Annotated in this window: 25 protein-coding genes; 18 read left to right on the forward strand and 7 right to left on the reverse strand. The window is 63.6% G+C overall.

Annotated elements, in window-relative coordinates; genetic code table 11:
• Window positions 1–94: 94 nt before the first annotated feature.
• From MC381_RS12310 to MC381_RS12320, 3 genes are all read right to left on the reverse strand, one after another.
• A complete protein-coding gene (locus MC381_RS12310; protein WP_374708173.1) occupies window positions 95–631 on the reverse strand; it encodes a response regulator transcription factor in 537 nt (178 codons plus the stop codon).
• A gap of 37 nt (window positions 632–668) precedes the next feature.
• The gene (locus MC381_RS12315) at window positions 669–1,940 is read right to left on the reverse strand and encodes an ATP-binding protein (protein ID WP_251978052.1); all 1,272 of its coding nucleotides are present in this window, start codon (window positions 1,938–1,940) and stop codon (window positions 669–671) included.
• 290 nt (window positions 1,941–2,230) lie between these two features.
• Window positions 2,231–2,440 carry a hypothetical protein gene (locus MC381_RS12320; protein ID WP_251978053.1) on the reverse strand — a complete coding sequence of 70 codons (210 nt, stop codon included), beginning with the start codon at window positions 2,438–2,440 and terminating at the stop codon, window positions 2,231–2,233.
• A 295-nt stretch (window positions 2,441–2,735) separates the two neighbouring features.
• Here MC381_RS12320 and MC381_RS12325 point away from each other — a divergent pair, with 295 nt between their 5' ends.
• The 3 genes from MC381_RS12325 to MC381_RS12335 all read left to right on the forward strand — a co-directional run bounded on the left by MC381_RS12325 (window position 2,736) and on the right by MC381_RS12335 (window position 5,759).
• Window positions 2,736–4,325, forward strand: coding sequence for a peptide chain release factor 3 (locus tag MC381_RS12325; RefSeq protein ID WP_251978054.1), 1,590 nt, complete (start codon window positions 2,736–2,738; stop codon window positions 4,323–4,325).
• 162 nt (window positions 4,326–4,487) lie between these two features.
• On the forward strand, window positions 4,488–4,973 hold the full coding sequence (gene mscL / locus MC381_RS12330; RefSeq protein WP_251978055.1) for a large-conductance mechanosensitive channel protein MscL: 486 nt from the start codon (window positions 4,488–4,490) through the stop codon (window positions 4,971–4,973).
• A 3-nt stretch (window positions 4,974–4,976) separates the two neighbouring features.
• Window positions 4,977–5,759, forward strand: a complete 783-nt coding sequence (locus MC381_RS12335; protein ID WP_264297437.1) for a TatD family hydrolase — start codon at window positions 4,977–4,979, stop codon at window positions 5,757–5,759.
• 89 nt (window positions 5,760–5,848) lie between these two features.
• Here the strand turns inward: MC381_RS12335 and ygfZ are convergent, their stop codons facing one another.
• Window positions 5,849–6,880, reverse strand: a complete 1,032-nt coding sequence (ygfZ, locus tag MC381_RS12340) for a CAF17-like 4Fe-4S cluster assembly/insertion protein YgfZ (RefSeq protein ID WP_251978056.1) — start codon at window positions 6,878–6,880, stop codon at window positions 5,849–5,851.
• Between the two features lie 145 nt (window positions 6,881–7,025).
• Between ygfZ and MC381_RS12345 the strand changes: the two genes are divergently transcribed.
• The 8 genes from MC381_RS12345 (at window position 7,026) to MC381_RS12380 (ending at window position 15,820) form a co-directional block, all read left to right on the forward strand.
• Window positions 7,026–7,223 carry a hypothetical protein gene (locus MC381_RS12345; protein ID WP_251978057.1) on the forward strand — a complete coding sequence of 66 codons (198 nt, stop codon included), beginning with the start codon at window positions 7,026–7,028 and terminating at the stop codon, window positions 7,221–7,223.
• Between the two features lie 48 nt (window positions 7,224–7,271).
• The gene (gene uvrB / locus MC381_RS12350; RefSeq protein ID WP_251978058.1) at window positions 7,272–9,302 is read left to right on the forward strand and encodes an excinuclease ABC subunit UvrB; all 2,031 of its coding nucleotides are present in this window, start codon (window positions 7,272–7,274) and stop codon (window positions 9,300–9,302) included.
• Window positions 9,303–9,334: 32 nt separating this feature from the next.
• Entirely contained in the window at window positions 9,335–10,162 is an 828-nt protein-coding gene (gene nei / locus MC381_RS12355) for an endonuclease VIII (RefSeq protein WP_251978059.1), read from the forward strand.
• 194 nt (window positions 10,163–10,356) lie between these two features.
• Entirely contained in the window at window positions 10,357–11,862 is a 1,506-nt protein-coding gene (locus MC381_RS12360; RefSeq protein WP_251978060.1) for a fumarate hydratase, read from the forward strand.
• Window positions 11,863–12,095: 233 nt separating this feature from the next.
• The gene (gene cls / locus MC381_RS12365; protein WP_251978061.1) at window positions 12,096–13,517 is read left to right on the forward strand and encodes a cardiolipin synthase; all 1,422 of its coding nucleotides are present in this window, start codon (window positions 12,096–12,098) and stop codon (window positions 13,515–13,517) included.
• A gap of 91 nt (window positions 13,518–13,608) precedes the next feature.
• Window positions 13,609–14,526, forward strand: a complete 918-nt coding sequence (locus tag MC381_RS12370) for a LysR family transcriptional regulator (RefSeq protein WP_251978062.1) — start codon at window positions 13,609–13,611, stop codon at window positions 14,524–14,526.
• A 108-nt stretch (window positions 14,527–14,634) separates the two neighbouring features.
• Entirely contained in the window at window positions 14,635–15,609 is a 975-nt protein-coding gene (locus MC381_RS12375) for a YihY/virulence factor BrkB family protein (protein ID WP_251978476.1), read from the forward strand.
• A complete protein-coding gene (locus MC381_RS12380) occupies window positions 15,548–15,820 on the forward strand; it encodes an acylphosphatase (RefSeq protein ID WP_251978063.1) in 273 nt (90 codons plus the stop codon). The genes MC381_RS12375 and MC381_RS12380 overlap by 62 nt, the downstream gene beginning before the upstream one ends.
• 20 nt (window positions 15,821–15,840) lie before the next feature.
• On the opposite strand, the gene MC381_RS12385 is transcribed toward MC381_RS12380, so the two are convergent.
• Genes MC381_RS12385 through MC381_RS12395 form a run of 3 tightly spaced genes read right to left on the reverse strand, consistent with a single transcriptional unit; the run spans window position 15,841 to window position 18,734 of the window.
• Window positions 15,841–16,788 carry a nucleoside hydrolase gene (locus tag MC381_RS12385; RefSeq protein WP_251978064.1) on the reverse strand — a complete coding sequence of 316 codons (948 nt, stop codon included), beginning with the start codon at window positions 16,786–16,788 and terminating at the stop codon, window positions 15,841–15,843.
• 58 nt (window positions 16,789–16,846) lie between these two features.
• Complete coding sequence (locus MC381_RS12390; RefSeq protein ID WP_251978065.1) at window positions 16,847–17,800, reverse strand: ribokinase; 954 nt, start codon at window positions 17,798–17,800, stop codon at window positions 16,847–16,849.
• Window positions 17,784–18,734 carry a D-2-hydroxyacid dehydrogenase gene (locus MC381_RS12395; protein ID WP_251978066.1) on the reverse strand — a complete coding sequence of 317 codons (951 nt, stop codon included), beginning with the start codon at window positions 18,732–18,734 and terminating at the stop codon, window positions 17,784–17,786. Before MC381_RS12395 ends, MC381_RS12390 begins: the two co-directional genes overlap by 17 nt.
• A 361-nt stretch (window positions 18,735–19,095) precedes the next feature.
• On the opposite strand from MC381_RS12395, the gene MC381_RS12400 reads away from it, so the two are divergent.
• From MC381_RS12400 to tolQ, 7 genes are all read left to right on the forward strand, one after another.
• Entirely contained in the window at window positions 19,096–19,374 is a 279-nt protein-coding gene (locus MC381_RS12400; RefSeq protein ID WP_251978067.1) for an FmdB family zinc ribbon protein, read from the forward strand.
• A 158-nt stretch (window positions 19,375–19,532) separates the two neighbouring features.
• Complete coding sequence (aspS, locus tag MC381_RS12405; protein WP_251978068.1) at window positions 19,533–21,314, forward strand: aspartate--tRNA ligase; 1,782 nt, start codon at window positions 19,533–19,535, stop codon at window positions 21,312–21,314.
• A gap of 378 nt (window positions 21,315–21,692) precedes the next feature.
• The gene (gene ruvC, locus MC381_RS12410) at window positions 21,693–22,232 is read left to right on the forward strand and encodes a crossover junction endodeoxyribonuclease RuvC (protein WP_251978069.1); all 540 of its coding nucleotides are present in this window, start codon (window positions 21,693–21,695) and stop codon (window positions 22,230–22,232) included.
• A gap of 61 nt (window positions 22,233–22,293) precedes the next feature.
• Window positions 22,294–22,896, forward strand: coding sequence for a Holliday junction branch migration protein RuvA (ruvA, locus tag MC381_RS12415; RefSeq protein WP_251978070.1), 603 nt, complete (start codon window positions 22,294–22,296; stop codon window positions 22,894–22,896).
• A 6-nt stretch (window positions 22,897–22,902) separates the two neighbouring features.
• On the forward strand, window positions 22,903–23,937 hold the full coding sequence (gene ruvB / locus MC381_RS12420; RefSeq protein ID WP_251978071.1) for a Holliday junction branch migration DNA helicase RuvB: 1,035 nt from the start codon (window positions 22,903–22,905) through the stop codon (window positions 23,935–23,937).
• Entirely contained in the window at window positions 23,934–24,344 is a 411-nt protein-coding gene (gene ybgC, locus MC381_RS12425; protein WP_251978072.1) for a tol-pal system-associated acyl-CoA thioesterase, read from the forward strand. The genes ruvB and ybgC overlap by 4 nt, the downstream gene beginning before the upstream one ends.
• Window positions 24,345–24,369: 25 nt before the next feature.
• Window positions 24,370–25,047 carry a protein TolQ gene (tolQ, locus tag MC381_RS12430; protein WP_251978073.1) on the forward strand — a complete coding sequence of 226 codons (678 nt, stop codon included), beginning with the start codon at window positions 24,370–24,372 and terminating at the stop codon, window positions 25,045–25,047.
• The last annotated feature ends 9 nt before the right edge of the window (window positions 25,048–25,056 follow it).

Below are 25,056 nucleotides of genomic sequence, written 5' to 3' on the forward strand. Positions count from 1 at the left end.
GCGCGTACCGGGAGTCTCAAGGCGCAGAGAGCTCGAAGGCACGCGGCTGGGCGATATGACATGCCCACTCGTCGCGATGGGGCGGCGGGCTGATTCAGCGCCGTACCGGCCGCTTCTGCAGTTTGCGCTGCAGGGTGCGTCGATGCATCCCCAAGGCTCGCGCGGTGGCGGAGATATTGCCGTCGTGCTCTTGCAGTACCTTTTGGATATGTTCCCAGGTCACCCGGTTGACGGACGGCGGGTTATCGGCGATCTCGACGTCCGCGTCTCCGCTCTCACGCTCCAGCGCTGCCAGAATCTCGTCGGCATCGGCCGGCTTGCAAAGATAGTTCACCGCCCCCAGCTTGATCGCCTCGACCGCCGTGGCGATGCTCGAATAGCCGGTGAGCACAACGACATGGCAGTCCGGCGCGATATCCAGCAACGCCGGTAGGATCTTGAGGCCGGAGTCCGATTCGAGCTTGAGATCGAGTGTCGCCAGAACCGGGGGCATCTCCCGCGCGGCATTCAGCGCCTCCTCCTGCGTGTGCGCGACGACGACGTCATAACCGCGGCGGCGCATGGCGCGTTCCATGACAAAGCAGAACTGTTCGTCGTCGTCGACGATCAGCAGGCGCTCTTGTTCACTCATCAGCGAATCCTCTTTCGACAGGTGGATGGCAGTGGCATTACAGGCTTTCACCGGCCTGGACGCGAGGTAGCTTGACCTCGGTCAGCGTGCCGCCTTCCTCATGGTTGTAAAGGCTCACGCCACCGCCGAAGCGGTTGATCGTGGCGTGAGTCAGGAACAGGCCAATGCCCATTCCCTTGCTCTTGGTGGAGACGAAGGTCTCGCCTAGCTGGTCGGCGATCGACAGGGGGACGCCCGGGCCGTGATCGCGAATATCGATCACGATCTCCTCGGCGTCCCATTCGAGGCTGGTGACGACCGAGTTCGGGCTGGCATCGGCCGCATTGTTGAGCAGGTTGATCATGGCCTGCTCGAGTGTCGCGTCGACGGCGATCCAAGGCTGCCCGCGGCGCGGCGGGATGTCGAGCTGGTGATTGACGTCCGGGCGCAGGACCAGCCAGCGCTGAATCAGATTTTCCAGCCAGGGAATCGCGCGCAGCGTCTGGGGCTTTTCGAGTCGGCGCCGGTCCGCGTTGGCCACCAGGTTTTGCAGGCGCTTCTTGCAGGTGTCAACCTGCTGGCGAAGCATGTCGATATCTTCCTGCATTGCCGGCTGATCGGCGGTTTCGTGGCGCATCTCGTTGAGCAGTACGGCCATCGTCGACAGCGGCGTGCCCAGTTCATGCGCCGTGCCGGCTGCCTGCGTTGCCACGGCCAGTATCTGTTCGTTGCGAAGTGCTGCCTCGCGCGTGCGGGAAAGCGTCATGTCCCGGCGGCGGAGGGTCTGCGCCATCTTGGAGATGAAGAACGTGATCAGACTGCCGGAGAGGATGAAGTTCAGCCACATGCCGAGCGTATGCAGCGGCACGCCGGCGAACGCCATGCCGCTCGTCAATTGGGGCACCGGCTCGTAGAAGAGCATCATGAAGGTGTAGCTGACCGCCGCGGCGAGCGCGATGATCCAGGCGTAGGACCACGGCAGGGTGGCGGCCGCAATCGCCAGCGGCACCAGCAGGTAGGTAATGAAGGGGTTGGTCGAGCCACCGGTGTAGTAGAACAGCAGGCTAAGGCCGGCGATGTCGATGAGCCAATGCAGCAGATATTCCGTGTCGGTCACGGCCCGAGGGCGTCCGAGTCGCCACCAGGTGGCGACGTTGAAAAGCCCCATCGCCACTATGATGGCGATGATCGGTAGTACGTGGAGCTGAAACTCCAACACCTCGATGCCGAAGATGATGGCAGCGAGGAAGCCGGTCCAGGTAATGCCGCGCACGATCGTCAAGCGAACCAGATTGCGATTCGGCGTCGAGAGAGGGAGCGGCTGCAACATGGTTTCTAGGGTCTCTCCGGGGCAGATAAGGCGATGTCGGTATCGACTTTCGACCGTGTCGCCGGTGCCGATCGTCTCGCTCATGTTAGCGCACGCCGAGCGCGCGCGTGAGGCCGCGGGGCGTCCGGGGACGCCTGAAGGCAGCGCCCGATTGTCGCAGGCGCGCTGCCGGAGAGCTAGATGTGGGGGCCTGAAGACGAGGAAGGGAGCCGCTGCCGCCGACGCTCGACAGTGGCCTGTCAGGGGTCAAGTCGGTCCCGACCTCGACGCCTGAGTGCGTTCGGTGGCTGTCAGGCCCGGCTGCAGTGTACGTCGTAGACGATATTGCCATTCGCCAGACACAGGCGCTGGACCGCGTCGTCGGGATTGTTGTCCACGGCCACGCCGTCAATGGTCGACTGCATGCCGAAGGCAGCTGCGTGGTCGGCCTGGTTGAGGCGAACGCTGTCGCCCTGGCGAAGCGGTGTGTCGTCGTGGTCATATCCGAGAATCCGGTTCATGAGCCTGGTTTCCTGTATCGATGAGTTGACGCCTGATGTCTGACGCCGGCCCGCGCAGATAGATAGGACGGGGAAGGCTTGAAAGGTTGCCAGAGATCGTTGCCGTTGATTCAGCGGGTTGCCGTCTCGGATGCCGGCTGTTCATGGCTTTGGAGCAAGCGGTGTGGCGGCAAGGTACGGTGCGCTACAACTCCACGGGAGCAACGCGTACAATCCCGGCATCTCCGATTCCACGCGCCCCGCGCTCAGGCGTTTGATCCTCGACGCGCGCTCGCGCTCAGCCAGTGAAGCCTTCATGTCAGATACCCAGATCGCCCAGGAAGCGGCGCTGCGCCGCACCTTCGCTATCATCAGCCACCCCGATGCGGGCAAGACCACGATCACCGAGAAGATGCTGCTGTTCGGGAATGCGATTCAGCTGGCGGGCTCGGTGAAGAGCAAGCGCGACGAACGGCATGCCACATCTGACTGGATGAAGATGGAGCAGGAGCGCGGTATCTCCGTCACCACGTCGGTCATGCAGTTCCCCTACAACGGCCGCGTGGTCAACCTGCTGGATACGCCGGGCCACGAGGACTTCTCGGAAGATACCTACCGCACGCTGACCGCGGTCGACTCCGCGTTGATGGTGATCGACGGCGCCAAGGGCGTCGAGGACCGTACCGTCAAGCTGATGGAGGTCTGTCGCCTGCGCACGACGCCGATCCTGACGTTCATCAACAAGATGGATCGCGAGACCCGCGATCCCATCGAAGTCATGGACGAGATCGAGACCGTCCTCAATATCCAATGTGCGCCGATGACCTGGCCGATTGGCATGGGGCGGGCATTCAAGGGGGTCTACCACCTCTACGACGACGTGATTCATCTTTATACGCAGGGGCAGGGCAACCGGGTCCCCGAAGACAAGCGTATCGAGGGGCTGGATAGCGCCGAGGTAGACGAGGTGCTGGGCGAGAGTGCGGCGGAAGAGTTGCGTATGGAGGTCGAGCTGGTACGCGGCGCTTCCCACGAGTTCGATCTCGAAGCCTATCGGCGCGGCGAGCTGACGCCGGTCTATTTCGGTACGGCGATGGGCAATTTCGGCGTCCGTGAGATGCTCAACGGGTTCGTCGAGTTTGCGCCGGCGCCGCAGCCGCGGGAAACCGATCTGCGCGAAGTGGTGGCCGACGACGGCCGCTTCACCGGCTTCGTGTTCAAGATCCAGGCCAATATGGATCCCAAGCACCGGGATAGGGTGGCCTTCCTGCGTATCTGCTCGGGCAAGTACGAGCGCAACATGAAGATGCGCCACGTGCGGATCGGCAAGGATGTCAAAATCGCCGATGCTTTGACCTTCATGGCCTCCGACCGTGCGCACGTCGAGGAGGCCTGGCCGGGCGACATCATCGGGCTGCATAACCACGGCACGATCCAGATCGGAGATACCTTCTCCGCCGGCGAGACCATGCGCTTCCTTGGCATCCCGCACTTTGCGCCGGAGCTGTTTCGTCGCGTTCGGCTGCGTGACCCGCTGAAGATGAAGGCGCTGCAGAAAGGCCTGCAGCAATTGTCGGAAGAGGGCGCGACCCAGGTGTTCATGCCATTTGACAACAATGACCTGATCGTCGGTGCGGTGGGCACGCTGCAGTTCGATGTCGTCGCGCATCGTCTCAAGGAAGAGTACAAGGTCGACTGCATCTACGAGCCGGTCAATGTCAATACGGCCCGCTGGATCTACTGCGATGATGCCCGCCAGCTCGATGAGTTCCGGCGCAAGGCGAGCACTAACCTGGCCTGGGATGGCGGTGACTGCCTGACTTATTTGGCGCCGACGCGGGTCAATCTGCAGATGACCCAGGAGCGCTGGCCCGATATCAAGTTCCGCGCCACGCGCGAGCACTGAGAACCGCAGCCGCGCGCGGGCGTTCGACTTGCCGCCCGAGGGAGGCTAGCTCATGCTGATGTCGCCGATGACGGTTTGGCGTTATCGGCGTAGCAGAGGCGAGCGCCCGACACCGGTCGGTCGTTCACGGCGTCGGATATCCATCACGAGGAGAGAGCACCGATGGCTTCCCAATTCCTGAAGGAGTTTCGCGAGTTCGCCGTCAAAGGCAATGTCGTCGACATGGCGGTCGGTATCATCATCGGCGGCGCATTCACGCTGATTGTGCAGAGTCTGGTGAAGAACGTGATGAACCCGCTGCTTGGGCTGCTGATCGGTGGGGTGGATTTCGCGAACTTCTTCGTCGTGCTCAAGGAGGGCGACGTTGCCGGCCCTTATCCTTCGCTGGCGGCGGCGCAGTCGGCAGGCGCGGTGACGCTGGACTACGGTCTTTTCCTCAATGCGGTGATCAGCTTTGTCATTGTCGCCTTTGCCGTCTTCCTGCTGGTACGCAGTATCAATCGCATGAAGCGCGAGGAGGCGGTGGCGCCCAAGGCCCCCACCGACAAGGCGTGCCCTCATTGCTTCATGACCATCCCGCTCCAGGCCACCAAATGTGGCCACTGCACGGCGGATCTTCCGGTGACGGACGCCTCGACGCCTGCCTAGACCGTGACTCTCGATGCTCGGCTGTTCGACGCCCACTGTCATCTCGATGACGAGCGCTTCGTCGGCGACCATGAGGCGATGTTCGCGCGCGCGCAGGCGGCGGGCGTTGAACGCTTCATGGTGCCGGGAACGTCTCGTCAACGCTGGGACGCGGTGCTGGCGCTGGGGCATCGTGACGACGTGTCGGTCGGTCTGGGATTGCATCCCTATTTTATCGAGCAACACCGGGAGGAGGATATCGAGGCGCTGGCGGCTGCGTTGCAGTGCCATGGCGGTGTGGTCGCCGTTGGTGAATGCGGTATCGATGCACGCTTCGAAGAGACACTCGCGCGTCAGTGGGTGTTGTTCGATGCGCAATTGAAGCTGGCGAAACAGTTCCGGCTACCCGTGGTCATCCACTGCGTGCATGCCAACGACCATGTCGCCAAGCGGTTACGGCAGCTGGCGCTACCGGCCGGCGGTCTGATTCACGCCTTCAGTGGTAGCGAGCAGCAGGCGAGGCGGTTCCTCGAGCTGGGCTATCGCCTCGGTCTAGGCGGTGCCGTGACGCATGAGGGCGCCAAGCGTCTGCGGCGCACGGTCCAGGCGCTGCCGGACAGCGGCTTCGTGCTCGAGACGGACAGCCCGGACATGCCGCCGGCGGGTCGCCGAGGCAGGCGCAACGAGCCGGCCAACCTGGTCGAGACGCTGGCAGTCGTCGCGATGCTGCGTGGGCAGTCTCCGGCGCACGTGGCGCGCTGTGCCTGGCGCAATACGCTCGAACTGTTCCGGCTGCCGGTCGATTAGGGCGACTGCCGGTGGAATAGGGCGGCCGTCCCTTCTCCCTTGGCCTCTCCGTTGAGCCGCGTGGCCCGGTGCCGCGAGTCTTGCGGGGCCTAGGCGGAGGTCGCTGCCACGGCGTTTTCCGGGTCGAGCCGCTCGAGAGCGTAAGGCAACGGCTGGCGCGTCAGACGGCGGCTATCGACCTCGAGCGCAGCCGTTTCCTCCACGCTCGTATTGAGCACTGCCAGCACCAGGCAGCTGTCGCCGGTGCTGACGGCCTGAAAGATTTCGCCAACCCGTTTCTCGTCGCAGCGGATATCGCTACCCACGTCAGGCGGTGTGGCGCCGTCTAGCCGGGCGATCTGCAGCCGCCGCTTGACCTGACCGCGGAAGTGAGCGCGCGCCACCACTTCCTGCCCGGTATAGCACCCCTTGCGAAAGCTGATGCCGCCCAGGGCTTCCCAGTTGATCATCTGCGGTAGCAGGCTATCGCTGTGCGCGGCTGTCAGCCAGGCGACGCCGGCCTCGATATCTGCCTGCTGCCACAGCGCCGTGCCGGCTGGCTGGTGGTCCTGGCGCAGGCGATTCCAAGTGTCGATGGCCTGCGGCGGCGTCAGGGCAAGCAGCACGCGCGGGCTTGGACCGGGCTGACGCAGCAGGACGTGCTCGGCAGTTGCCTGCATGTGCCAATCACCAGTGGGCACGCCTGCGTCGAGCGTTTCGGGGGCGCCGATGACACCCAGTAGCGCCAGGTCGTCGCGCTGGCGCAGCTGGACCTTGTAGAACGGCGCGTACTTGCCGAGCTGGGTGGCCAGCGGCTCGCACAGCGAGGCGTGCAGCAGCAGCCAGTAGCGTTCCGGCGCGACCTGCAGCAGCTCAGCGTTGGCAATCATGCGTCCTTTCGGTCCGCAGAAGGCGGTCAAGGGCGCGAAATCACCGTTGGCGTGGTCGGTGTGGGCGCTGGCCTGGCCCTGCAGAAAGCGGGTGGCATCTGCGCCCTCGCACTCGAGAATCGCCAGATGCGAAAGTGGCACCAGGTAGTGTCCGGTGGAGGTCTGCGCGTTGGCGTCAGCGGGAAATTGCCACTGGCCGGTGTCGGTCTGCGAGCCGCCCTGAGATGTCAGATGCGCCTTCCACTCGTTCATGCGAACTCTCCATTGAGGTCAGGTGTGTCGCGGCGACGACAATTGCCCCTCAAGATGGTGGCGAAGCGGGCGTATTGCAACGGCCGGTCCGGGGTCGGCGTGCTATTCTTGCCGGTTGATGTATTTCATGAGAAGAGAGAGCGAGATGGCACAGATCAACCTCACCCTGCAGGGGCTTTCCACGGCCGACGACATTAATCGTGTGACCACGGCGCTGATGATGGTCGACGGCGTCGACAGCGTGGACATCGGTCGCGACTGGGCCGAGGTCGAAGGTCGCGTCAGGCGCGAGGCACTGGTCGCGGCGGTGAAGGCTACCGACAGCCGATTTTCCGCACGCTAGGCGCACGCTCCCCTTGAAGGTCGATGATTCGGACCCTAAATACTGCCCATGAGCAAATCTTTCAAGATTCATTCGAATTACCAGCCGGCCGGCGATCAGCCGGCCGCGATCGAGAGCCTGACCCGAGGTCTCGAGGCCGGTCTGTCGCATCAGACGCTGCTGGGGGTGACGGGGTCGGGCAAGACCTTCACCATGGCCAATGTGGTCGAACGCCTGCAGCGTCCGACCATCGTGCTGGCGCACAACAAGACGCTGGCGGCGCAGCTCTACGGTGAATTCAAGTCGTTCTTCCCGGATAACGCCGTCGAGTATTTCGTCTCCTACTACGACTACTACCAGCCAGAAGCGTACGTGCCCTCGTCGGACACCTTTATCGAGAAAGACGCCTCGATCAACGAGCATATCGAGCAGATGCGCCTGTCGGCGACCAAGGCGCTACTCGAGCGTCGCGACGCTCTGATCGTGGTGTCGGTCTCCGCGATCTACGGTCTCGGTGACCCCGAGCAGTACATGAAGATGCGGCTGCACTTCAATCGCGGCGAGGAGATCGACCAGCGCAGTTTCCTGCGCCGGCTGGCGGAGCTGCAGTACACCCGTAATGACAGCGATTTCCGGCGCGGTACCTACCGCGTGCGCGGCGACGTGATCGATATCTTTCCGGCGGACGCCGAGGACGAGGGCGTGCGTGTCGAGCTGTTCGGTGACGAGATCGACTCGATCCGTCTGTTCGATCCGCTGACCGGTGAGGTTCGCGGGCAGGTGCCGCGCATGACGATCTATCCGAAGACACACTATGTGACGCCGCGCGACACCATTCTCTCCGCGGTCGAGTCGATCAAGGGCGAGCTGGCGGAGCGGCTGGACTATCTGCGCAAGCACGAGCGGCTGGTAGAGGCACAGCGTCTCGAGCAGCGCACGCTCTACGATATCGAGATGATGCTCGAGCTTGGCTATTGCAACGGCATCGAGAACTACTCGCGCTATCTTTCGGGACGCGATCCCGGGAAGGCGCCGCCGACCTTCTTCGATTATCTGCCGGACGATGCGCTGTTGTTTATCGACGAGTCCCACGTCAGCGTGCCGCAGGTCGGCGGCATGTATCGCGGCGACCGCTCGCGCAAGGAGACGCTGGTGGAGTACGGCTTCCGCCTGCCGTCGGCGTTGGACAACCGACCGATGACTTTCGAAGAGTGGGAAGGCATCGTGCCGCAGGCGGTGTTTGTCTCCGCGACGCCGGGCCCCTACGAGCAAGAGCACGCCGGCCAGGTCGTTGAGCAGGTCGTCCGTCCGACCGGGCTGCTCGACCCGGAGATCGAAGTGCGCCCGGCGAGCACCCAGGTAGATGACCTGCTTTCCGAGATTCGCAAGCGGCTGGATGTCGCCGAGCGCGTGCTGGTCACGACGTTGACCAAGCGCATGGCGGAGGATCTGACCGAATACCTCGACGAGCACGACATACGGGTGCGCTATCTGCACTCCGATATCGACACCGTTGAGCGTGTGGAAATTATCCGCGATCTAAGGCTTGGCAAGTTCGATGTCCTGGTTGGCATCAACCTGCTTCGCGAGGGGTTGGATATTCCTGAAGTGTCTCTGGTCGCCATTCTGGATGCCGACAAGGAGGGCTTCCTGCGTGCCGAGCGTTCGCTGATCCAGACCATCGGGCGGGCAGCGCGTAACGCCAACGGCAAGGCGATTCTCTACGGTGATCGGGTGACCGACTCCATGCGCAAGGCGATCGATGAGACCGAGCGCCGCCGTGCCAAGCAGATTGCGCATAACGAGCGCCACGGTATCACGCCTCGAACCGTCACCAAGTCCGTGGCCGATATCATGGAGGGCGCGCAGGCCCCGGGCCGCAAGGGCGGACGCAAGCGAACCGAGCAACTGGTCGCCGAAACCCCGGGAGAGTATTCCCGCGAGGCCTTGGGGCAGATGGATGCCACCCAGCTGACGAAAGAGATCGGCCGGCTCGAGGATCGCATGCATGAGGCGGCGCAGAACCTCGAATTCGAGCAGGCTGCCAAGCTGCGTGATCAGACTCAGACGCTCAAGGCGCGGTTGCTGGAGCTGGGCTGAGGCGAGAAATTAGGTTGAGGCGAGGGTAAGGCGTGCCAGAAGGGCCGGAAATACGTCGGGTCGCAGATCGGCTCGGCCGTATACTGATCGATCGCCCGCTGACCGAAGTCTGGTTTGCCTATCCCGAGCTGGCCCGGCAGGCCGAGGCGTTGTCGGCAGCGCGAGTGGCGGCCGTCGATAGCTGGGGCAAGGCGCTGCTGACGACCTTTAGCGATGGCCAGGTGCTCTTTTCCCACAATCAACTCTATGGTGTCTGGAAGGTGCGGCGGCGAGAGCGGCCTTCACGCAGTCGCCGCATACTGCGCGCGAAACTGGTCACCGAAACCCATGCCGCAGAACTGTTCAGCGCGTCCGATATCTCCTTGTGGACGCAGGAAACCCTCCGTGAACAGCCGTTCATCGCCCGGCTCGGGCCGGATCTCCTGACGCACGAGCTTTCCCCGGCAGCGGTGGTCGAGCGACTGCTGTCCAAACGCTTTCGCGGGCGCGGGCTGGGAGGGCTGCTGCTGGATCAGCAATGTCTGGCGGGCGTGGGTAACTATCTGCGCTCGGAGATTCTGTTCTATGCGGGCCTGCCCCCCGGTGTCCGGCCGATGCAGCTGTCTGACGAAGCCGTTGAGCGACTGGCCGGTGTGATCATCGAGACAACGCTTCAGGCGTATCGAGAGGCCGGTGTCACCAACCGGCCGGCGTGGCGTCGACCGCTGCAGGCGGCCGGACATCCCCGGTCGGTCTGGCGGCATGCGGTCTTCGGCCGGGACGGCGAACCTTGCCATGCCTGCTGCACAACCGTGGATCGTCAGTCGGTCGCCTCCCGGCGCCTCTACCGCTGCCCGCGCTGTCAACCCGACCACCCCTGATAGGGTAAAAGCACTGGCTTTCCATGATCGCGAATGCTGAATCAAAATAAAGTTATACCGTTATCTCGCGTCGACTTTATTGTCGACAACTGCCCAACCCCTGAACGTTGCGTTATCATCTCGAGCGATTCGTCATCGACCCACAGGCGATCCGACCTGTCGGGCAATCACCGTGACCAGCCAGGAGTACCGAGATGACCGTGATCCGTCAGGAAGATCTCATTCAAAGCGTCGCCGATGCGCTGCAGTACATCTCCTATTATCACCCCAAGGATTTTATCGAGGCGATGCATGCCGCGTATCAGCGGGAGGAGAATCCGGCTGCACGTGACGCCATTGCCCAGATCCTGATCAATTCGCGGATGTGTGCCACCGGTCATCGGCCGATCTGTCAGGACACCGGTATCGTCACGGTCTTCGTCCACGTGGGCATGAACGTGCGCTGGGAAGCCGAAATGAGTCTCGATGACATGGTCAATGAGGGGGTGCGCCGCGCCTACACGTTGCCAGACAATGTCCTGCGTGCCTCGGTGCTGGCGGACCCGGACGGCCAGCGCAAGAATACCGGTGACAATACGCCGGCGATCATTCACCACAAACTGGTGCCGGGCGATACGGTGGAGATTCATGTCGCCGCGAAGGGCGGTGGCAGCGAAGCCAAGTCGAAGTTCGCGATGCTCAATCCTTCCGATAACGTTGTCGACTGGGTGCTGGAGCAACTGCCGAAGATGGGCGCCGGCTGGTGCCCGCCGGGCATGCTGGGTATCGGCATTGGCGGAACGGCGGAAAAAGCCATGGAGCTGGCGAAGGAGTCGCTGCTCGATCCGATCGATATCCAGGCGTTGCAGGCACGGGGGGCGGAGAACCGTGCCGAAGAACTGCGCCTGGAGCTGTTCGACAAGGTCAATCGCACCGGGATCGGCGCGCAGGGGCTGGGCGGCTTGACCACGGTACTCGATATCAAGGTCAAGGATTACCCGACGCACGCGGCCAACAAGCCGGTGGCGATCATTCCTAACTGCGCGGCGACGCGGCATGTCCACTTTTCTCTTGATGGCACCGGCGCGGCAACGCTGCCCGCGCCGAAGATCGACGACTGGCCGGAAATCACCTGGGAAGTCGGCGAGGGTGTCCGTCGCGTCAATCTCGATACGCTGACCCCAGAGGCTGTGCGTGAATGGCAGCCAGGGGATACCGTGCTGCTATCCGGCAAGCTGCTGACCGGGCGCGATGCCGCGCACAAACGGATGGTCGACATGCTGTCCCGCGGCGAGCCGCTGCCGGTAGATATGAAAAACCGCTTTATCTACTACGTCGGGCCGGTCAACCCGGTTGCCGACGAAGTTGTCGGTCCGGCCGGCCCGACGACGGCCACGCGCATGGACAAGTTCACACGCACCATGCTCGAGGAAACCGGGCTGCTCGGCATGGTCGGCAAGGCGGAGCGTGGCCCGCTGGCGATCGAGGCGATTCGCGACAATCAGGCGGTGTATCTCATGGCCGTTGGCGGCGCAGCTTATCTGGTGGCGCAGGCGATCAAGAAGGCCGAGGTAGTGGCATTCGACGATCTCGGCATGGAGGCCATCTACGAGTTCGAAGTCGAGGATATGCCGGTGACGGTCGCGGTCGACCACCAGGGCACCTCGGTGCATCAGACCGGCCCTGCCAAGTGGAAGGAAATCATCGCCGAGCGCGTTTGACACGGGGTGGTAGTGTCGATCTCGTGGCTTCGGCAGACAAGGCGGGCGCTGAATCGCTGGTCTCGAGAGAGTTCTTTGGAGAGAGCCCCTGTGGGGCTCTCTCTTTTTTTCGGTATGATGACGCCGGAAGGCGCTTGCTCATGCCCGCGAACCGGGTGCCGGCAGGGCGTCGACGGCACACGGATTCGGGGTGGGAGACGGGTGATGGCGCACGGAAGCGCAGGGTGGCGAGCATGACGTGGATCCTCGGGGTGTTTCTGTTTCTCTCGCATGTTGCCGGTATCCTCACCGCCATCTTTGCGCTGATGTCGAGCCGTACCTCGCAGGGCGCGATTGCCTGGATCGTCACGCTGGTCAGCTTTCCCTACTTTGCCGTGCCCATCTTCTGGGCGTTCGGCCGTCCGCGTTTTTACGGTTATGTGTCGGCTCGCGGCGAGCGCGATACGGTGCTGCGTCAGGTTTTGCAGCGCTATCGTCCCTACATGGAGCCTTATACCTCGCGGCCGGAAGCGGTCAGCGGGCGTATTCGCGCGGTAGAGCAGCTGTCGATGATGCCAATGACACGGGGCAATCGGGTCGACCTGCTGGTCGATGGCGAGGCGACCTTCGAGAGCCTGTTCGATGGCATCGATCGGGCGGAAGAGTACATCCTCGTCCAGTTCTTCATCGTGCGCGCCGATGAGATCGGCCTGGCGTTCAAGCGTCGCCTGATCCATCAGGCGGAGCACGGCATCAACGTCTACTTCCTGTACGACGAAATCGGCAGTCGCGGCCTGCCGGGTGGCTATCTGCGCGACCTCGAGGAGGCTGGTGTTCGCGTTTCGGCGTTCAATTCGTCGCGGGGCTGGCGGCACCGGTTTCAGATCAATTTCCGCAACCACCGCAAGATCGTGGTGGTTGACGGTCGGGAGGGCTGGACTGGCGGTCTCAACGTCGCTGACGAGTATCTGGGGCGTGTCGAGCGCTACGGACATTGGCGGGATACCCACGTGAAACTGCAGGGGCCCAGCGCACTGGCTTTGCAGGAGGCGTTCTGGGAAGACTGGTACTGGGCCACCGGTGCCATCCTCGCGCTGCACTGGGTCGCATACCAGATCCCGGAGGCGTCCCAGCACGTTGCCATTGTGCCTTCCGGGCCGGCGGATGGGCGCGAGACCGCCAGTCTACTGGTCCAGCATGCGATCCACGGGGCGCGGCATCGGCTTTGGGTGACCAGTCCTTACTTCGTGCCCGACCATGGCGTGCAGGATGCGTTGATCCTGGCGGCGTTGCGGGGGGTGGACGTTCGCGTGCTCATACCGGAGCGGCCCGACCATCTGCTGGTGTTCCTGTCTGCCTTCGCCTTCCTGCCGGAAATGATCGCCAACGGCGTCAAGATCTATCGCTACCAGCCCGGCTTTCTTCATCAAAAGACGATGCTGGTCGATGATCACACGGCGATGGTTGGCACGGTCAATCTCGACAACCGGTCTTTTCGGCTCAATTTCGAGGTCACGGCCTATGTGCCGGATAAGACCTTTGCCGCCTCGGTGCAGGCGATGCTGGAGCAGGATTTTGCCAGCAGCCGAGAGGTGACCGCACAGGAGCTCGCCGACCGGCCGATGTGGCGAAAACTGGTCTCGCGGGCAACCTACCTGCTGTCACCCGTACAATGACGATAATGTTGGCTGACACGCCCCGAGAGGCGTGATCGCTCGAGTCGGCGCGCCAGCGCCTTGTTGGAATCACGATCGCTGAGGGAACGCATTGAATCTGGAAACGAAATGGCTCGAGGATTTCGTGGCGCTGGCCAACACGCGCAGCTTCTCGGCGTCCGCACGACAGCGGCACGTGACCCAGCCCGCATTTAGTCGCCGAATTCGCTCGCTCGAGCAGGCGATCGGCGCCACGCTGGTGGATCGTTCGACAACGCCGGTCAGCCTGACGTCCGAAGGCCAGCTATTTCTGGTCACGGCGCGCAATATGGTCGAGCAGCTCAATGACAGCCTGGCGCATCTGCGCGGCCTCGCCATGGACAACGAGGCGCTGGACATCGTGGCGGCGCATTCGCTGGCGTTGGCCTTCTATCCGCGGTGGATCTCGCGCCTGCAGAAAGGGGTCGGAGAGCTGCCAACGCGGCTGGTGGCGATGAACGTCGGCGATGCCATTCATGTGCTACGGGAAGGTAACTGCGATCTGATGCTCGCCTATCACGATCCCTACGCGACGATGCAGCTGGATGCCGAGATATTTCCATCGTTTTCGATCGGGCAGGTGAAGATGATTCCGGTCAGCGTGCCGAATGCCCAAGGCGAGGCACGCTTCTCCTTCGACGGTGAGGGCGCGATCCCCTTTCTTGCCTATACGCAGGGCGCATTTCTGGGGCGCAGCGTGCGCATGCTGCTGAAGAACGAGCCGGCGCGGATGCGCTTGAAAACAGTCTATGAAACGGCCATGGCCGAGGGACTGAAGGGGATGGCACTGCAAGGCGTCGGGCTTGCCTGGATACCCGACTTCTGCATTCGTGACGAGCTGGCGGCCGGCAAGCTGGTGCGAGCCGCGGGCGAGAGTTGGGATATCCCCCTGGAAATCCGGCTCTATCGCTGTTCGCTGGTTCACAAGCCTGGCGTCGAGAAACTATGGCGGCGGATGATGAAGTTGCCCAGTGATTTTCTGCGGGCGTGAGACCCCGAGCGTTCAGGGTCATCGTCTAGACTGCGGATAGTGCCCATGGCGAGCGGACGGACGGCCGCCGCCATGGCAACGCGGGTCGATAACGGAGACATCGAGTCTATGGTGGAGCTTGCCAGGTTCTGGTTTCGGGTGGTTCGCGACTCGGTTCAGCTGTGGCTGGATCGCAATGCCTTTAGCTACGCCGGTTCCCTGGCGTTCTACACGCTGTTCTCCTTGGCGCCCACGATCATCATTGCGGTTAGTGTCGTCGGGTTGTGGCTCGGTGAGGATGCTGCGCGCGGCGAGATCGTGGCGCGCCTGCAGGATACGCTAGGGCCCTCCGCGGCCCGCGCAGTCGAAGATGCCGTTGCCCAGTCAAGCATCCAGGCGTCGGGTATTCTGCCAACGCTGGCCGGTATCGGGACACTGTTGGTCGGGGCCACGACGGTGTTCGGGCAGATGCAGTTTTCGCTCAACACGATCTGGGGCGTGGCGCCGCATCCGGATCGCAACAGCGTCTGGCTGTTTGCCAAGAAACGCCTGCTGTCGCTGGCCGTGGTGCTGGCTATCGGCTTTGTGCTGCTGGTGTCGCTGGTGCTGGGCGTGATCCTGCGGGCGACCTTTCGCTACGCCGGCGACTGGGTGCCGGGGAGCGGATTGCTGCTGTCGGCGGCGGAGTTCGGTCTGTCGATCGTCGTCGTGGCCATGTTCTTTGCCGCGATCTTCAAGGTGCTTCCCGACGTGGTGCTGAGCTACCGCGATGTGGTGCTCGGGGCGCTGGTCACGGCCGTCCTTTTCGTCATCGGCCGCAATGCCATTGCTGCCTATCTCGCGCACACCGCGACGGCTTCCACCTATGGTGCGGCGGGGTCGGTCGTGCTGGTACTGCTATGGGTCTACTACTCCTCGCTGATCCTGTTGTACGGTGCGGCTTTCACGCGCACGCACGTGGTTGCGCGCGGGCGGCATATCGTTCCCCGCAATACCGCCGTGCTGCTGCGGCAGGAAGTGATCAAGAAGGAGGATCTGGCACATGACCAATCGGACCATCAAGGCGCTGGTGAGCGGGCGCGTTCAGGGCGTGAGCTTCCGTGAGTATGTGCGGCGAGAGGCGGAACGGTGGGGCATTACCGGTCACGCTCACAATCTCGAGGATGGGCGTGTCGAAGTGGTCGCCTGCGGTGAGGCGACCGCGATTGCCGAGCTGATCGACAGGCTGTGGTCGGGGCCGCCGGCGGCCGATGTGACCGATGTCGCTGTCGAAGAGGCGACCCTGGCGGCGCCGGCAAGCTTCACCACCGGGTAGCCTGGGTCGCCGCATGGCGGTCACTCGGCGGTTAGTGTCTCTACCATCCACTGAATGACCGCCGGCCCGTCGGCGTTCAGGCAGACATCTGCCGCGACGCTACGGGTCCAGCGGTCGTCGACGAACTGTCGCGAGGCCGGTGCCATGAGGGTCTGTCCTTCGGCCAGTCCTTCGGTGACCACGCTCAAATAGCCGCGTTCGACCTGGAACAGCTCCGGTTTCAATAGCCAGACCAGTGCACAGCTGTCGTGCGGGCAGCAGCCGTCGATGCCCTGTGCCTGCTGGTAAAAGTCTCGATAGAAGGTGTAGCTCTCGCCCAGGATCTTGCCCAGCTCGCCCTGGGCGGCGGCAATCTTCTCCATGCTGGTCGGATCGAGAACGCAGCGATGTGTGGCGTCGAGGCCGACCAGTGTCAGTGGCCAGTCTGCCTGCAAGACGCGCGCGGCGGCGTGCGGGTCATTGAAGATATTGGCTTCGGCCACCGGCGTCACATTGCCGCCTTCGCGAATCGATCCGCCCATGATCACGACGCGCTTGACCTTCGCCACCAGCGAAGGGTCAAGCTGCAGGGCAGCGGCGAGGTTGCCAAGTGGGCCGACCGCGACCAGGACAATCTCTCCCGGGCGCGCGTTGACCTGCTCGACAATGAACGCTGCCGCACTCTGTGAAACAGCCTGTGTCGTCACCGGCGGCAACGGCATGTTGCCCAACCCGTTATCGCCGTGGATATGACCGGGAGGCGGATTTTTCGGTTTGACCAGTGGCGCGGAAGCCCCTTGGGCCACTGGGATCGATTGCCCCGCCAGTTCTGCCAGCAGCAGGGCGTTGTGCGTTGCCGTTTCGATGGTGACGTTGCCGAAGGTGGTCGTCAGTCCGAGTAGTTCGATGTCGGGGTGCGCCAGCGCGATCGCGATGGCCTGGGCATCATCGATGCCGGGGTCGGTGTCGAAAATGATCGGTGTGGACATGGGTGCCTCTGAACGCTCGTGTCTGAATGGGCTTGAAAACGACGCTGGGGTGGGGCGGCTACGTCGTCGAGTGGCGCGTGAGTGCCAGCGTCGGCATCGAGCGCAGCGCTGCCTCGACGTCGGCCATCGGCGGGATGCTGGGGGCTGCGCCGGCAACCTGCACGCAAAGCGCCGAGGCGGTCGTAGCGAGACGGAGCGCGTGTTCGACATTCGCGTCGCGCTGACGGGCAGCCATGAAGTAGCCGATGAACGTATCGCCGGCGGCGGTGGTGTCCACGGCCTTCACCCGATGCGCGGCGACTTCGATATGGCAGTCGGCATGCCGGTAGTGAACGCCGTCGCTGCCAAGCGTCAGGACGATTTCGACGTCCGGCAAGCGGCCCGTGAGGGCCTCGAGCAGGGCGTCGGCCGAGGCATCGGGGGCCCGCTCCGCCAGCGCGGCGGCTTCGCCGCGATTGAGGAAGAGCGTCTGACATAGCGTCAGCGGCAGCTCGGATACCTCTGGCGTCAAGGGGGCCGGGTTGAAGGCGATGGCGAGTCCGCGCGCCGCCGCGAGACGCAGGATCGAGGCGGGGGCGTTGCATTCGTTCTGCATTAGCAGCCAGCCGCCGGGTTCGGCGCCCCCGACGAGCTTCTCCAGATCGCTTTCGGTGAAGCCGTGATTGGCACCGGGATAGAGAATGATCGCATTCTCCGCCGCATCGTCGACCTGGATCAGCGCGTGACCGCTGGGGTCGTCAGTCAGCGCGATCTGCGCGATATCGACGCCGGCTGCCTCGAGTGGCTCGAGCGCCCAACGATCGGCCTGCGCCAGTCGTCCCCAGTGGCTGACCTGACCATCGGCGCGCGCCAGCGCCAGCGACTGATTCGCGCCCTTGCCGCCCAGAACGCGGCAAAAGCTAGCACTGGCGAGCGTCTCCCCGGGCTGCACCAGATGCGGGACGCGATAGACATAGTCGATATTGATCGAGCCGTAGTTGTAGACCGGGGCGTGGTCACGGGTTGGGCGCATGCGAATGCCTCCAGGCGCGCAGGTTGTCGGCGGTCAGTTCGATGACCCGCTGACGGGCCTCTGGGGTGATCCAGGCATTGTGCGGGGAGACGATCAGGTTGAGCGGTTCCTCCAGCGCGTCGAGCAGCGCGTGGCCGTCGCGGGGAGGTTCCGTCGGCAGGGTGTCGACGGCCAATCCGCCCAAGTGGCCGTCGCGCAGGGCGGCCAGTGCGGCGTGTTCATCGATGATGCCGCCGCGCGCGCAATTGACCAGCAGTGCTCCCGGCTTCAGGGTCGCCAGCGCCGAGGCATCGATCAGCCCGCGCGTGGCCTCGGTCAGCGGACAATGCAGGCTGATCACGTCCGCCTCGGGCAGCAGCGACGTCAGCGATGGACGAGAGTCCTCGGCTTCTTTGCCGGGACGGGCGGCGAACGTCACGCGCATGCCGAACGCCTCGCCGAGCTTGGCGACGGCGCTGCCCAGTACGCCGCTACCGACGATGACCAGGTGCTTGTCGGCGAGCTGCAGCGTAGGGTGGTCGAGGAGGCAGAAGATATTGCTGCGCTGCCAGGCACCAGCCTTAACGTCTTGCTGGTAGCGGGGCAGCTGCGCGGCCAATGCCAGCATCAGCATCAGGGTGTGCTGGGCGACGCTGGCGGTCCCGTAGGCGGCAACGTTGCGCACCACGATGCCGCGTCGCTCGGCCGCCGCCATATCGATATTGTTGGTGCCAGTCGCGAGCACGCAGATCAGCTTCAGCGACGGCAGTGCATCGAGTGTCTCGGCATCGAGCACCACCTTGTTGGTCAGCGCCACCATGGCGCCGGCCAGGCGGTCGCGCGTCGCCTCGGGCGGCGTCAAGGGATGAATATCGAGATCGTCGACGAGTGCGCGTACCGGCGCCAGGTCGATATCCTCGCCAAGCGAGGCGGCATCCAGAAGAACGGCTTTCATGCGCTTTTCCTTTTTCGCGGAAGCAAGAGGCAGGAGTACGCGGTGCAGCACAGTGCGATCGAGTCCTGCAGTGCGTTGGCGTCGACGACGACAGTGGATTCCTCAACCGGTAATATTGCCCGTGACCGGTTGCTGCGCGCTATACTATGCGGCTTTCGAGCGCGGCTTGAAAAGCGGACAGGCGTCACGGTCGCGAACGACCCGCTTGGAAATTCCGGCGGCAGCCCCGATTTGACAGGCAAGCCGCGGTTTGGCGGCGACGTTGGATCACGTATCCGCGAAAGCCCGCGCGGTGCGTCATGACAGCAGGGTGGCGCTGGCGTCTTTTGCAGGGCGACACCCGTTACAGAGCGACAAAACCATGCCCATCTACGAATATGAGTGCAAGGCCTGCGGTCACCGTCTGGAAAAACTGCAGAAGGTGAGCGCGGCGCCACTGACCGACTGCCCGGCATGCGAACAGGCGGCCCTGGCTCGGCTGGTGTCGGCGGCCGGTTTCCGTCTCGCAGGCGGCGGTTGGTATGAAACCGACTTCAAGTCGGGCAGCAAGAAGAATCTGGCAGGCGATGGCGCCAAGCCGGCAGCTTCCGGCGACAGTGGCGGTGCCAAGAGCGGCGGAGAAAGCAAGGCGTCGGCGTAGGCCCGACGTCAGCCGCGCTCGGAAGACGCTACCGTGCGGCCGCCCGGAGGGCGAAGGCGTGACTTCCGAGCAAAGCGCTCACTTTATGAGCCTTGGCTCAACATACGAGTCGGGGCTCAACATACGAGTCAAAGTATTCACCATTACTAGGATCCAGCATGCGCAGTCATTATTGCGGCCAATTGAACGAATCCCTGATCGATCACGAAGTCACGCTTTGCGGGTGGGTGCATCGCCGCCGCGACCACGGCGGAGTCATTTTCCTGGATATGCGCGATCGTGACGGTATCGCTCAGGTCGTGGTGGATCCGGACACGGCGGATGCGTTCGCCAATGCAGATCGTGCCCGCGGGGAGTACGTACTGCGTATCGTCGGTCGCATCCGTCTACGCCCCGAGGGCACCCAGAATCCGAACATGCCCACCGGCATGATCGAGGTGCTGGCGAAGCAGGTCGATGTGCTCAATACCTCCGCCACGCCGCCGTTCCAGCTCGACGAGCATGGCAAGGTCGGCGAAGAGGTGCGTCTCAAGCATCGCTACATCGACCTGCGTCGTCCCGAGATGATCGAGCGCCTGCGCCTGCGTTCGCGGATCACTCACAGCGTGCGGGCCTATCTCGAGAACGAGGGATTCCTGGATATCGAGACGCCCATCCTGACGCGAGCCACACCGGAAGGTGCACGTGACTATCTGGTACCAAGCCGGACGCACGACGGGCATTTCTTCGCCCTGCCGCAGTCACCGCAGCTGTTCAAGCAGCTGCTGATGGTGTCCGGTTTCGACCGCTACTATCAGATCGCCAAGTGTTTCCGTGACGAGGACCTGCGTGCCGACCGTCAGCCGGAGTTCACTCAGATCGACCTGGAAGCGTCGTTCGTCGACGAGCAGGACATCATGGGTACGACGGAGCGCATGATCCGCGAGCTGTTCCAGAGCGTGCTCGATGTGTCGCTGCCCGAGTTTCCGCGCATGCCCTACAGCGAAGCGATGCAGCGTTACGGCTCCGACAAGCCGGACCTGCGCATTCCGCTGGAGCTGGTCGATGTCGATGACCTGATGCAGTCAGTGGACTTCAAGGTCTTCTCCGGTCCGGCGAAGGCCGACGACGGCCGGGTGGCGGCGCTCAAGGTGAGCGGTGGCGCCAAGTTGTCGCGCAAGGAGATCGACGAGTACACCAAGTTCGTGGGCATCTACGGCGCGAAAGGGCTGGCCTGGATCAAGGTCAACGAGCGCGCCAAGGGGCTAGAGGGCCTGCAGTCGCCGATCGTCAAGTTCATGGAAGGCATCGTCGAGCAGCTGCTGGATCGCGTGGGCGCCGAGGATGGCGATATCATCTTCTTCGGTGCGGACAAGACGCGTATTGTCAACGAGGCCATCGGCGCGCTGCGTGTCAAGCTGGGCGAGGATCTCGACCTCTACACCGCCGAATGGGCACCGCTGTGGGTGGTCGACTTTCCGATGTTCGAGGCCGACGACAACGGCCGCCTGTCGGCGCTGCACCATCCGTTCACGGCGCCTTCCTGCTCGCCGGAAGCGCTGAAGGATTCCCCGGCCACGGCGCTGTCCCGCGCCTACGACATGGTGCTCAACGGCACCGAGCTGGGTGGTGGCTCCATTCGTATTCACGACCAGGCGATGCAGCGCGCGGTCTTCGACGTCCTGGGTATCGGTAAGGAAGAAGCGGAAGAGAAATTCGGCTTCCTGCTCGACGCCCTGCAGTACGGTGCGCCGCCCCATGGTGGCCTGGCCTTCGGTCTCGACCGCTTGGTAATGCTGATGACCGGTTCGCGCACGATCCGCGATGTCATCGCCTTCCCCAAGACCCAGAGTGCCGCGGATCTGATGACCGACGCACCGGGTGAAGTCAGTCAGCAGCAGCTGCGTGAACTGCACATCCGGCTCCGCCAGAAGGCGCAGCCGGAAAACAGCGGCGAGTGATCTCGCCACGATGACGACACCGGCGCCCTGAGTGGCGCCGGTGTCGTTTCTGGGCGACGGTGCGTGTCGTATCGACGCTGGATCGAGGCGAGCGGACGCATTCGTGCGTCGAAACAGGAGACCGACCATGCTCAGTTATTGCAGCCTCAGCAGTTGCCGGCTCAGTCTTAGCCCATCGGGGCGCATTCAGATCACCAGGGTGGGGCGAGAGACTGTCGTGGCTAGCGATGAATGCCTGGTCGGGGGGCAAGCGCTCACCGTCGTGGGCAGGCGACAGGTGTTGTTCCAGGACCCGGTGCGGCGAGGCGGTCTGCCGGTGGCATGCATCGATGCCGCGCCGACGCCGGTGCGTGCGACGGCTCCCGGGGGCGCGCACCGATGATTCTTCTCGGTATCGATCCCGGGTCGCGGGTCACCGGCTATGGCGTGATCGATGTCAGCGGCAAGCCACGTTACGTTGCCAGTGGTTGCCTGCGTATCGATGGGCCCGATCTGGCCCAGAAGCTGGCACGCGTCTACGCCGGCGTCAGCGAGCTGATCGCTCTGTATCGCCCGAGTGAGTTCGCGATCGAGCGGGTCTTCATGGCCAAGAACGCCGACTCGGCGCTGAAGCTCGGGCAGGCAAGGGGCACAGCGGTGGTGTGTGCCGCCAACCACGGCCTGGCCGTCCACGAATATGCCGCGCGTCAGGTCAAGCAGGCGGTGACCGGCAACGGTGGTGCGGACAAGGCGCAGATCCAGCAGATGGTGACGGCGCTGCTGTCGCTGGATGGCCAGCCGCCCGAGGATGCGGCCGACGCACTCGCCATTGCGCTGACCCACGGTTATGCCCGTCAGGGGCTGGCAAGTGTCGCATCCAGGCGACGGGGTAAATCGGCGCGAGGCGCGCGGTGGCGCGACTTCAAGCCCGACGAGTGAGCTAGTCAGTCGAACCGGCGATGCGTATAGTGGACGCCGAAACGGCAAGGGCAACGAACGCATGATTGGACGCCTGCACGGCACCCTGTTGGAAAAGCTTCCCCCCTGGATCGTCATCGATGTGAACGGCGTCGGCTACGAGCTGGAAACGTCGATGACGACGCTTGTCTCGCTTCCCGGCACGGGTGAAACGGTACGTCTTTACACGCATCTCAGTGTGCGCGAAGACGCGCATCTGCTTTACGGCTTTGGCAGTGACGAAGAGCGCCAGTTGTTCCGGGCATTGATCAAGGTCAATGGTGTGGGACCCAAACTCGCCCTGGCGATCCTCTCCGGCATGGATCGCGATGCATTCGTCAACTGTGTCATGGAGGACGATAGCAAAGCCTTGACCAAGCTGCCGGGCGTCGGCAAGAAGACAGCCGATCGCCTGATTGTCGAGATGCGTGATCGTTTCCCGCACTGGCAGAAGGGGCAAGGCTCGCTGCTTGACGGCCCCGCGCCAATGCGGCCTCAGGCTGATCCGCAGGCGGATGCCGAGGCGGCACTGGTCTCGCTCGGCTACAAGCCGACAGAGGCCTCGCGCATGCTGTCCGGGCTCGATCTGGATCAGCCCACCGAGGCGCTGATCAAGGCGGCACTGTCACGCCAGCTGGCCGGGTAACGCGTCATGATCGAACCCGACCGCCTGATCGCGGGCCAGCCGCAGCAGGGCGAACAGCAAGTCGACCACGCCATCCGTCCGCGTCGCCTCGGTGACTACATCGGCCAGCCGCGCGTGCGCGAGCAGCTCGATATCTTTATCGCGGCGGCACGTCAGCGTGGCGATAGCCTGGACCACACGCTGGTATTCGGGCCGCCCGGTCTCGGCAAGACGACGCTGGCGAATATCATCGCGGCGGAAATGGGCGTCGACATCAAGTCCACTTCCGGGCCGGTGCTGGAGCGGGCCGGCGATCTCGCGGCGATTCTCACCAACCTGCAGCCGGGCGACGTGCTGTTCATCGACGAGATCCATCGCATGTCTTCCTCGGTCGAGGAGGTTCTCTACCCGGCGATGGAGGATTTTCAGCTCGATATCATGATCGGCGATGGCCCGGCCGCACGTTCGATCAAGCTCGATCTGCCCCAGTTCACGTTGGTCGGGGCGACGACGCGGGCGGGTCTGCTGACGGCGCCGCTGCGTGATCGCTTCGGCATCGTGCAGCGCCTCGAGTTCTACGCGATCGACGAGCTGAGCGAGATCGTTTCCCGCTCCGCCCGCTTGCTGGGTGTCTCCAGCGATGCCGACGGCGCGCGCGAGATTGCGCGTCGTGCGCGCGGCACGCCCCGGATCGCCAACCGGCTCCTGCGCCGGGTGCGTGACTTCGCCGAAGTCAAGGCCGACGGCGCGGTCACGGCGCAGGTAGCCGACCAGGCGCTCGACATGCTGAATGTCGATAGCTACGGTCTCGACCATATGGACCGCCGGCTGCTGCTGGCGATGATCGAGAAGTTCGACGGCGGCCCGGTCGGCGTCGACAGCCTGGCAGCGGCAATCGGCGAGGAGCGGGATACCATCGAGGACGTCATCGAACCCTATCTGATTCAGCAAGGCTTCATGATGCGTACGGCGCGCGGACGCGTCGTCACGCGCTCGGCCTATGGCCACTTCGGCATGGTCCCGCACGAGCAGGCACCGACCGGCGGCGAGGAGGGGGCGTGAGCGAGTTCCGCTTTCCGGTCAAGGTCTACATCGAGGATACCGACGCCGGCGGTATTGTGTACTACGTTAACTATCTGAAATTCATGGAGCGGGCCCGCAGCGAGTGGTTGAACGCGCTGGGGTTCGGTCAGCGTGAGCTGCTCGAGCAGGGTGTACAGCTTGTCGTGCACTCGCTCAGTTGCCGCTACGCTCGCCCCGCGCGCCTCGACGACACGCTGGAAGTCAGCGCCGGCGTGGCGCGCCTGGCAGCCTGCTCGCTGCGGTTCGAGCAAGCCGTTCGGCACCGCGGGGATACATTATGCGAAGCGACGGTCGATATAGCCTGTGTCGACGCGCAACGTTTGAAACCGATGCGTTGGCCCGGCGCGCTGCGCGCGGCACTGACGCCAGACATTTCCAGCCAGTGATTCGAGGATTTTCGTGAACGACTCCATGTCCATCCCCCACCTGATCATGAACGCCAGCCTGGTGGTCCAGCTGGTCATGCTCCTGCTGCTGGCGGCATCCATCGCTTCCTGGGTCGTCATCTTTCAGCGCAGTTTTGCCCTGGCGCGAGCCCGCAAGGCACAGAAGGCCTTCGACGAGCGCTTCTGGTCCGGTATCGACCTCAACGAGCTTTATCAGGACGTTCCCGAGCAGCACGAGGCGCAGGGCGCCGAGCATGTCTTCCGCGCCGGGTTCCGTGAATTCAATCGACTGGTACCGAAGACGCGCAGCAGCGAAGCGGTGCTGGATGGCGTGCAGCGCTCCCAGCGTGTGGCGCTGTCGCGTGAAGAAGATCGTCTCAATGCCAACCTGACACTGCTGGCCACGGTGGCATCCGCCAGCCCGTACATCGGCCTGTTCGGGACCGTCTGGGGCATCATGGGCTCGTTCCAGAGTCTGTCGATGGCGCAGCAGGCCACGCTCTCCACTGTGGCACCCTGGATCGCCGAAGCGCTCGTGGCGACCGCCATGGGGCTGTTCGCGGCCATTCCTGCCGTTATTTTCTACAACCGTCTCTCGGCCATCGCCAGTCGTCTGCTCGGCGATTACGAAGATTTTGCCGAAGAATTCCACTCGATCCTGCACCGCAATCTGCAGGGTCGTGGCAGCAATCAAGCAGCCTGAGCCGGAGAT

The sequence above is a fragment of the Salinicola avicenniae genome (assembly GCF_023736115.1).
Classification (GTDB): domain Bacteria; phylum Pseudomonadota; class Gammaproteobacteria; order Pseudomonadales; family Halomonadaceae; genus Salinicola; species Salinicola avicenniae.

Coding starts and splice junctions, on each gene's coding strand:
- MC381_RS12310 (WP_374708173.1), bottom strand. CDS start 631: ATGAGTGAACAAGAGCGCCTGCTGATCGTCGACGACGACGAACAGTTC.
- MC381_RS12315 (WP_251978052.1), bottom strand. CDS start 1,940: ATGTTGCAGCCGCTCCCTCTCTCGACGCCGAATCGCAATCTGGTTCGC.
- MC381_RS12320 (WP_251978053.1), bottom strand. CDS start 2,440: ATGAACCGGATTCTCGGATATGACCACGACGACACACCGCTTCGCCAG.
- MC381_RS12325 (WP_251978054.1), top strand. CDS start 2,736: ATGTCAGATACCCAGATCGCCCAGGAAGCGGCGCTGCGCCGCACCTTC.
- mscL (WP_251978055.1), top strand. CDS start 4,488: ATGGCTTCCCAATTCCTGAAGGAGTTTCGCGAGTTCGCCGTCAAAGGC.
- ygfZ (WP_251978056.1), bottom strand. CDS start 6,880: ATGAACGAGTGGAAGGCGCATCTGACATCTCAGGGCGGCTCGCAGACC.
- MC381_RS12345 (WP_251978057.1), top strand. CDS start 7,026: ATGGCACAGATCAACCTCACCCTGCAGGGGCTTTCCACGGCCGACGAC.
- uvrB (WP_251978058.1), top strand. CDS start 7,272: ATGAGCAAATCTTTCAAGATTCATTCGAATTACCAGCCGGCCGGCGAT.
- MC381_RS12360 (WP_251978060.1), top strand. CDS start 10,357: ATGACCGTGATCCGTCAGGAAGATCTCATTCAAAGCGTCGCCGATGCG.
- cls (WP_251978061.1), top strand. CDS start 12,096: ATGACGTGGATCCTCGGGGTGTTTCTGTTTCTCTCGCATGTTGCCGGT.
- MC381_RS12375 (WP_251978476.1), top strand. CDS start 14,635: ATGGTGGAGCTTGCCAGGTTCTGGTTTCGGGTGGTTCGCGACTCGGTT.
- MC381_RS12380 (WP_251978063.1), top strand. CDS start 15,548: ATGACCAATCGGACCATCAAGGCGCTGGTGAGCGGGCGCGTTCAGGGC.
- MC381_RS12385 (WP_251978064.1), bottom strand. CDS start 16,788: ATGTCCACACCGATCATTTTCGACACCGACCCCGGCATCGATGATGCC.
- MC381_RS12390 (WP_251978065.1), bottom strand. CDS start 17,800: ATGCGCCCAACCCGTGACCACGCCCCGGTCTACAACTACGGCTCGATC.
- MC381_RS12395 (WP_251978066.1), bottom strand. CDS start 18,734: ATGAAAGCCGTTCTTCTGGATGCCGCCTCGCTTGGCGAGGATATCGAC.
- MC381_RS12400 (WP_251978067.1), top strand. CDS start 19,096: ATGCCCATCTACGAATATGAGTGCAAGGCCTGCGGTCACCGTCTGGAA.
- aspS (WP_251978068.1), top strand. CDS start 19,533: ATGCGCAGTCATTATTGCGGCCAATTGAACGAATCCCTGATCGATCAC.
- ruvC (WP_251978069.1), top strand. CDS start 21,693: ATGATTCTTCTCGGTATCGATCCCGGGTCGCGGGTCACCGGCTATGGC.
- ruvA (WP_251978070.1), top strand. CDS start 22,294: ATGATTGGACGCCTGCACGGCACCCTGTTGGAAAAGCTTCCCCCCTGG.
- ruvB (WP_251978071.1), top strand. CDS start 22,903: ATGATCGAACCCGACCGCCTGATCGCGGGCCAGCCGCAGCAGGGCGAA.
- tolQ (WP_251978073.1), top strand. CDS start 24,370: ATGTCCATCCCCCACCTGATCATGAACGCCAGCCTGGTGGTCCAGCTG.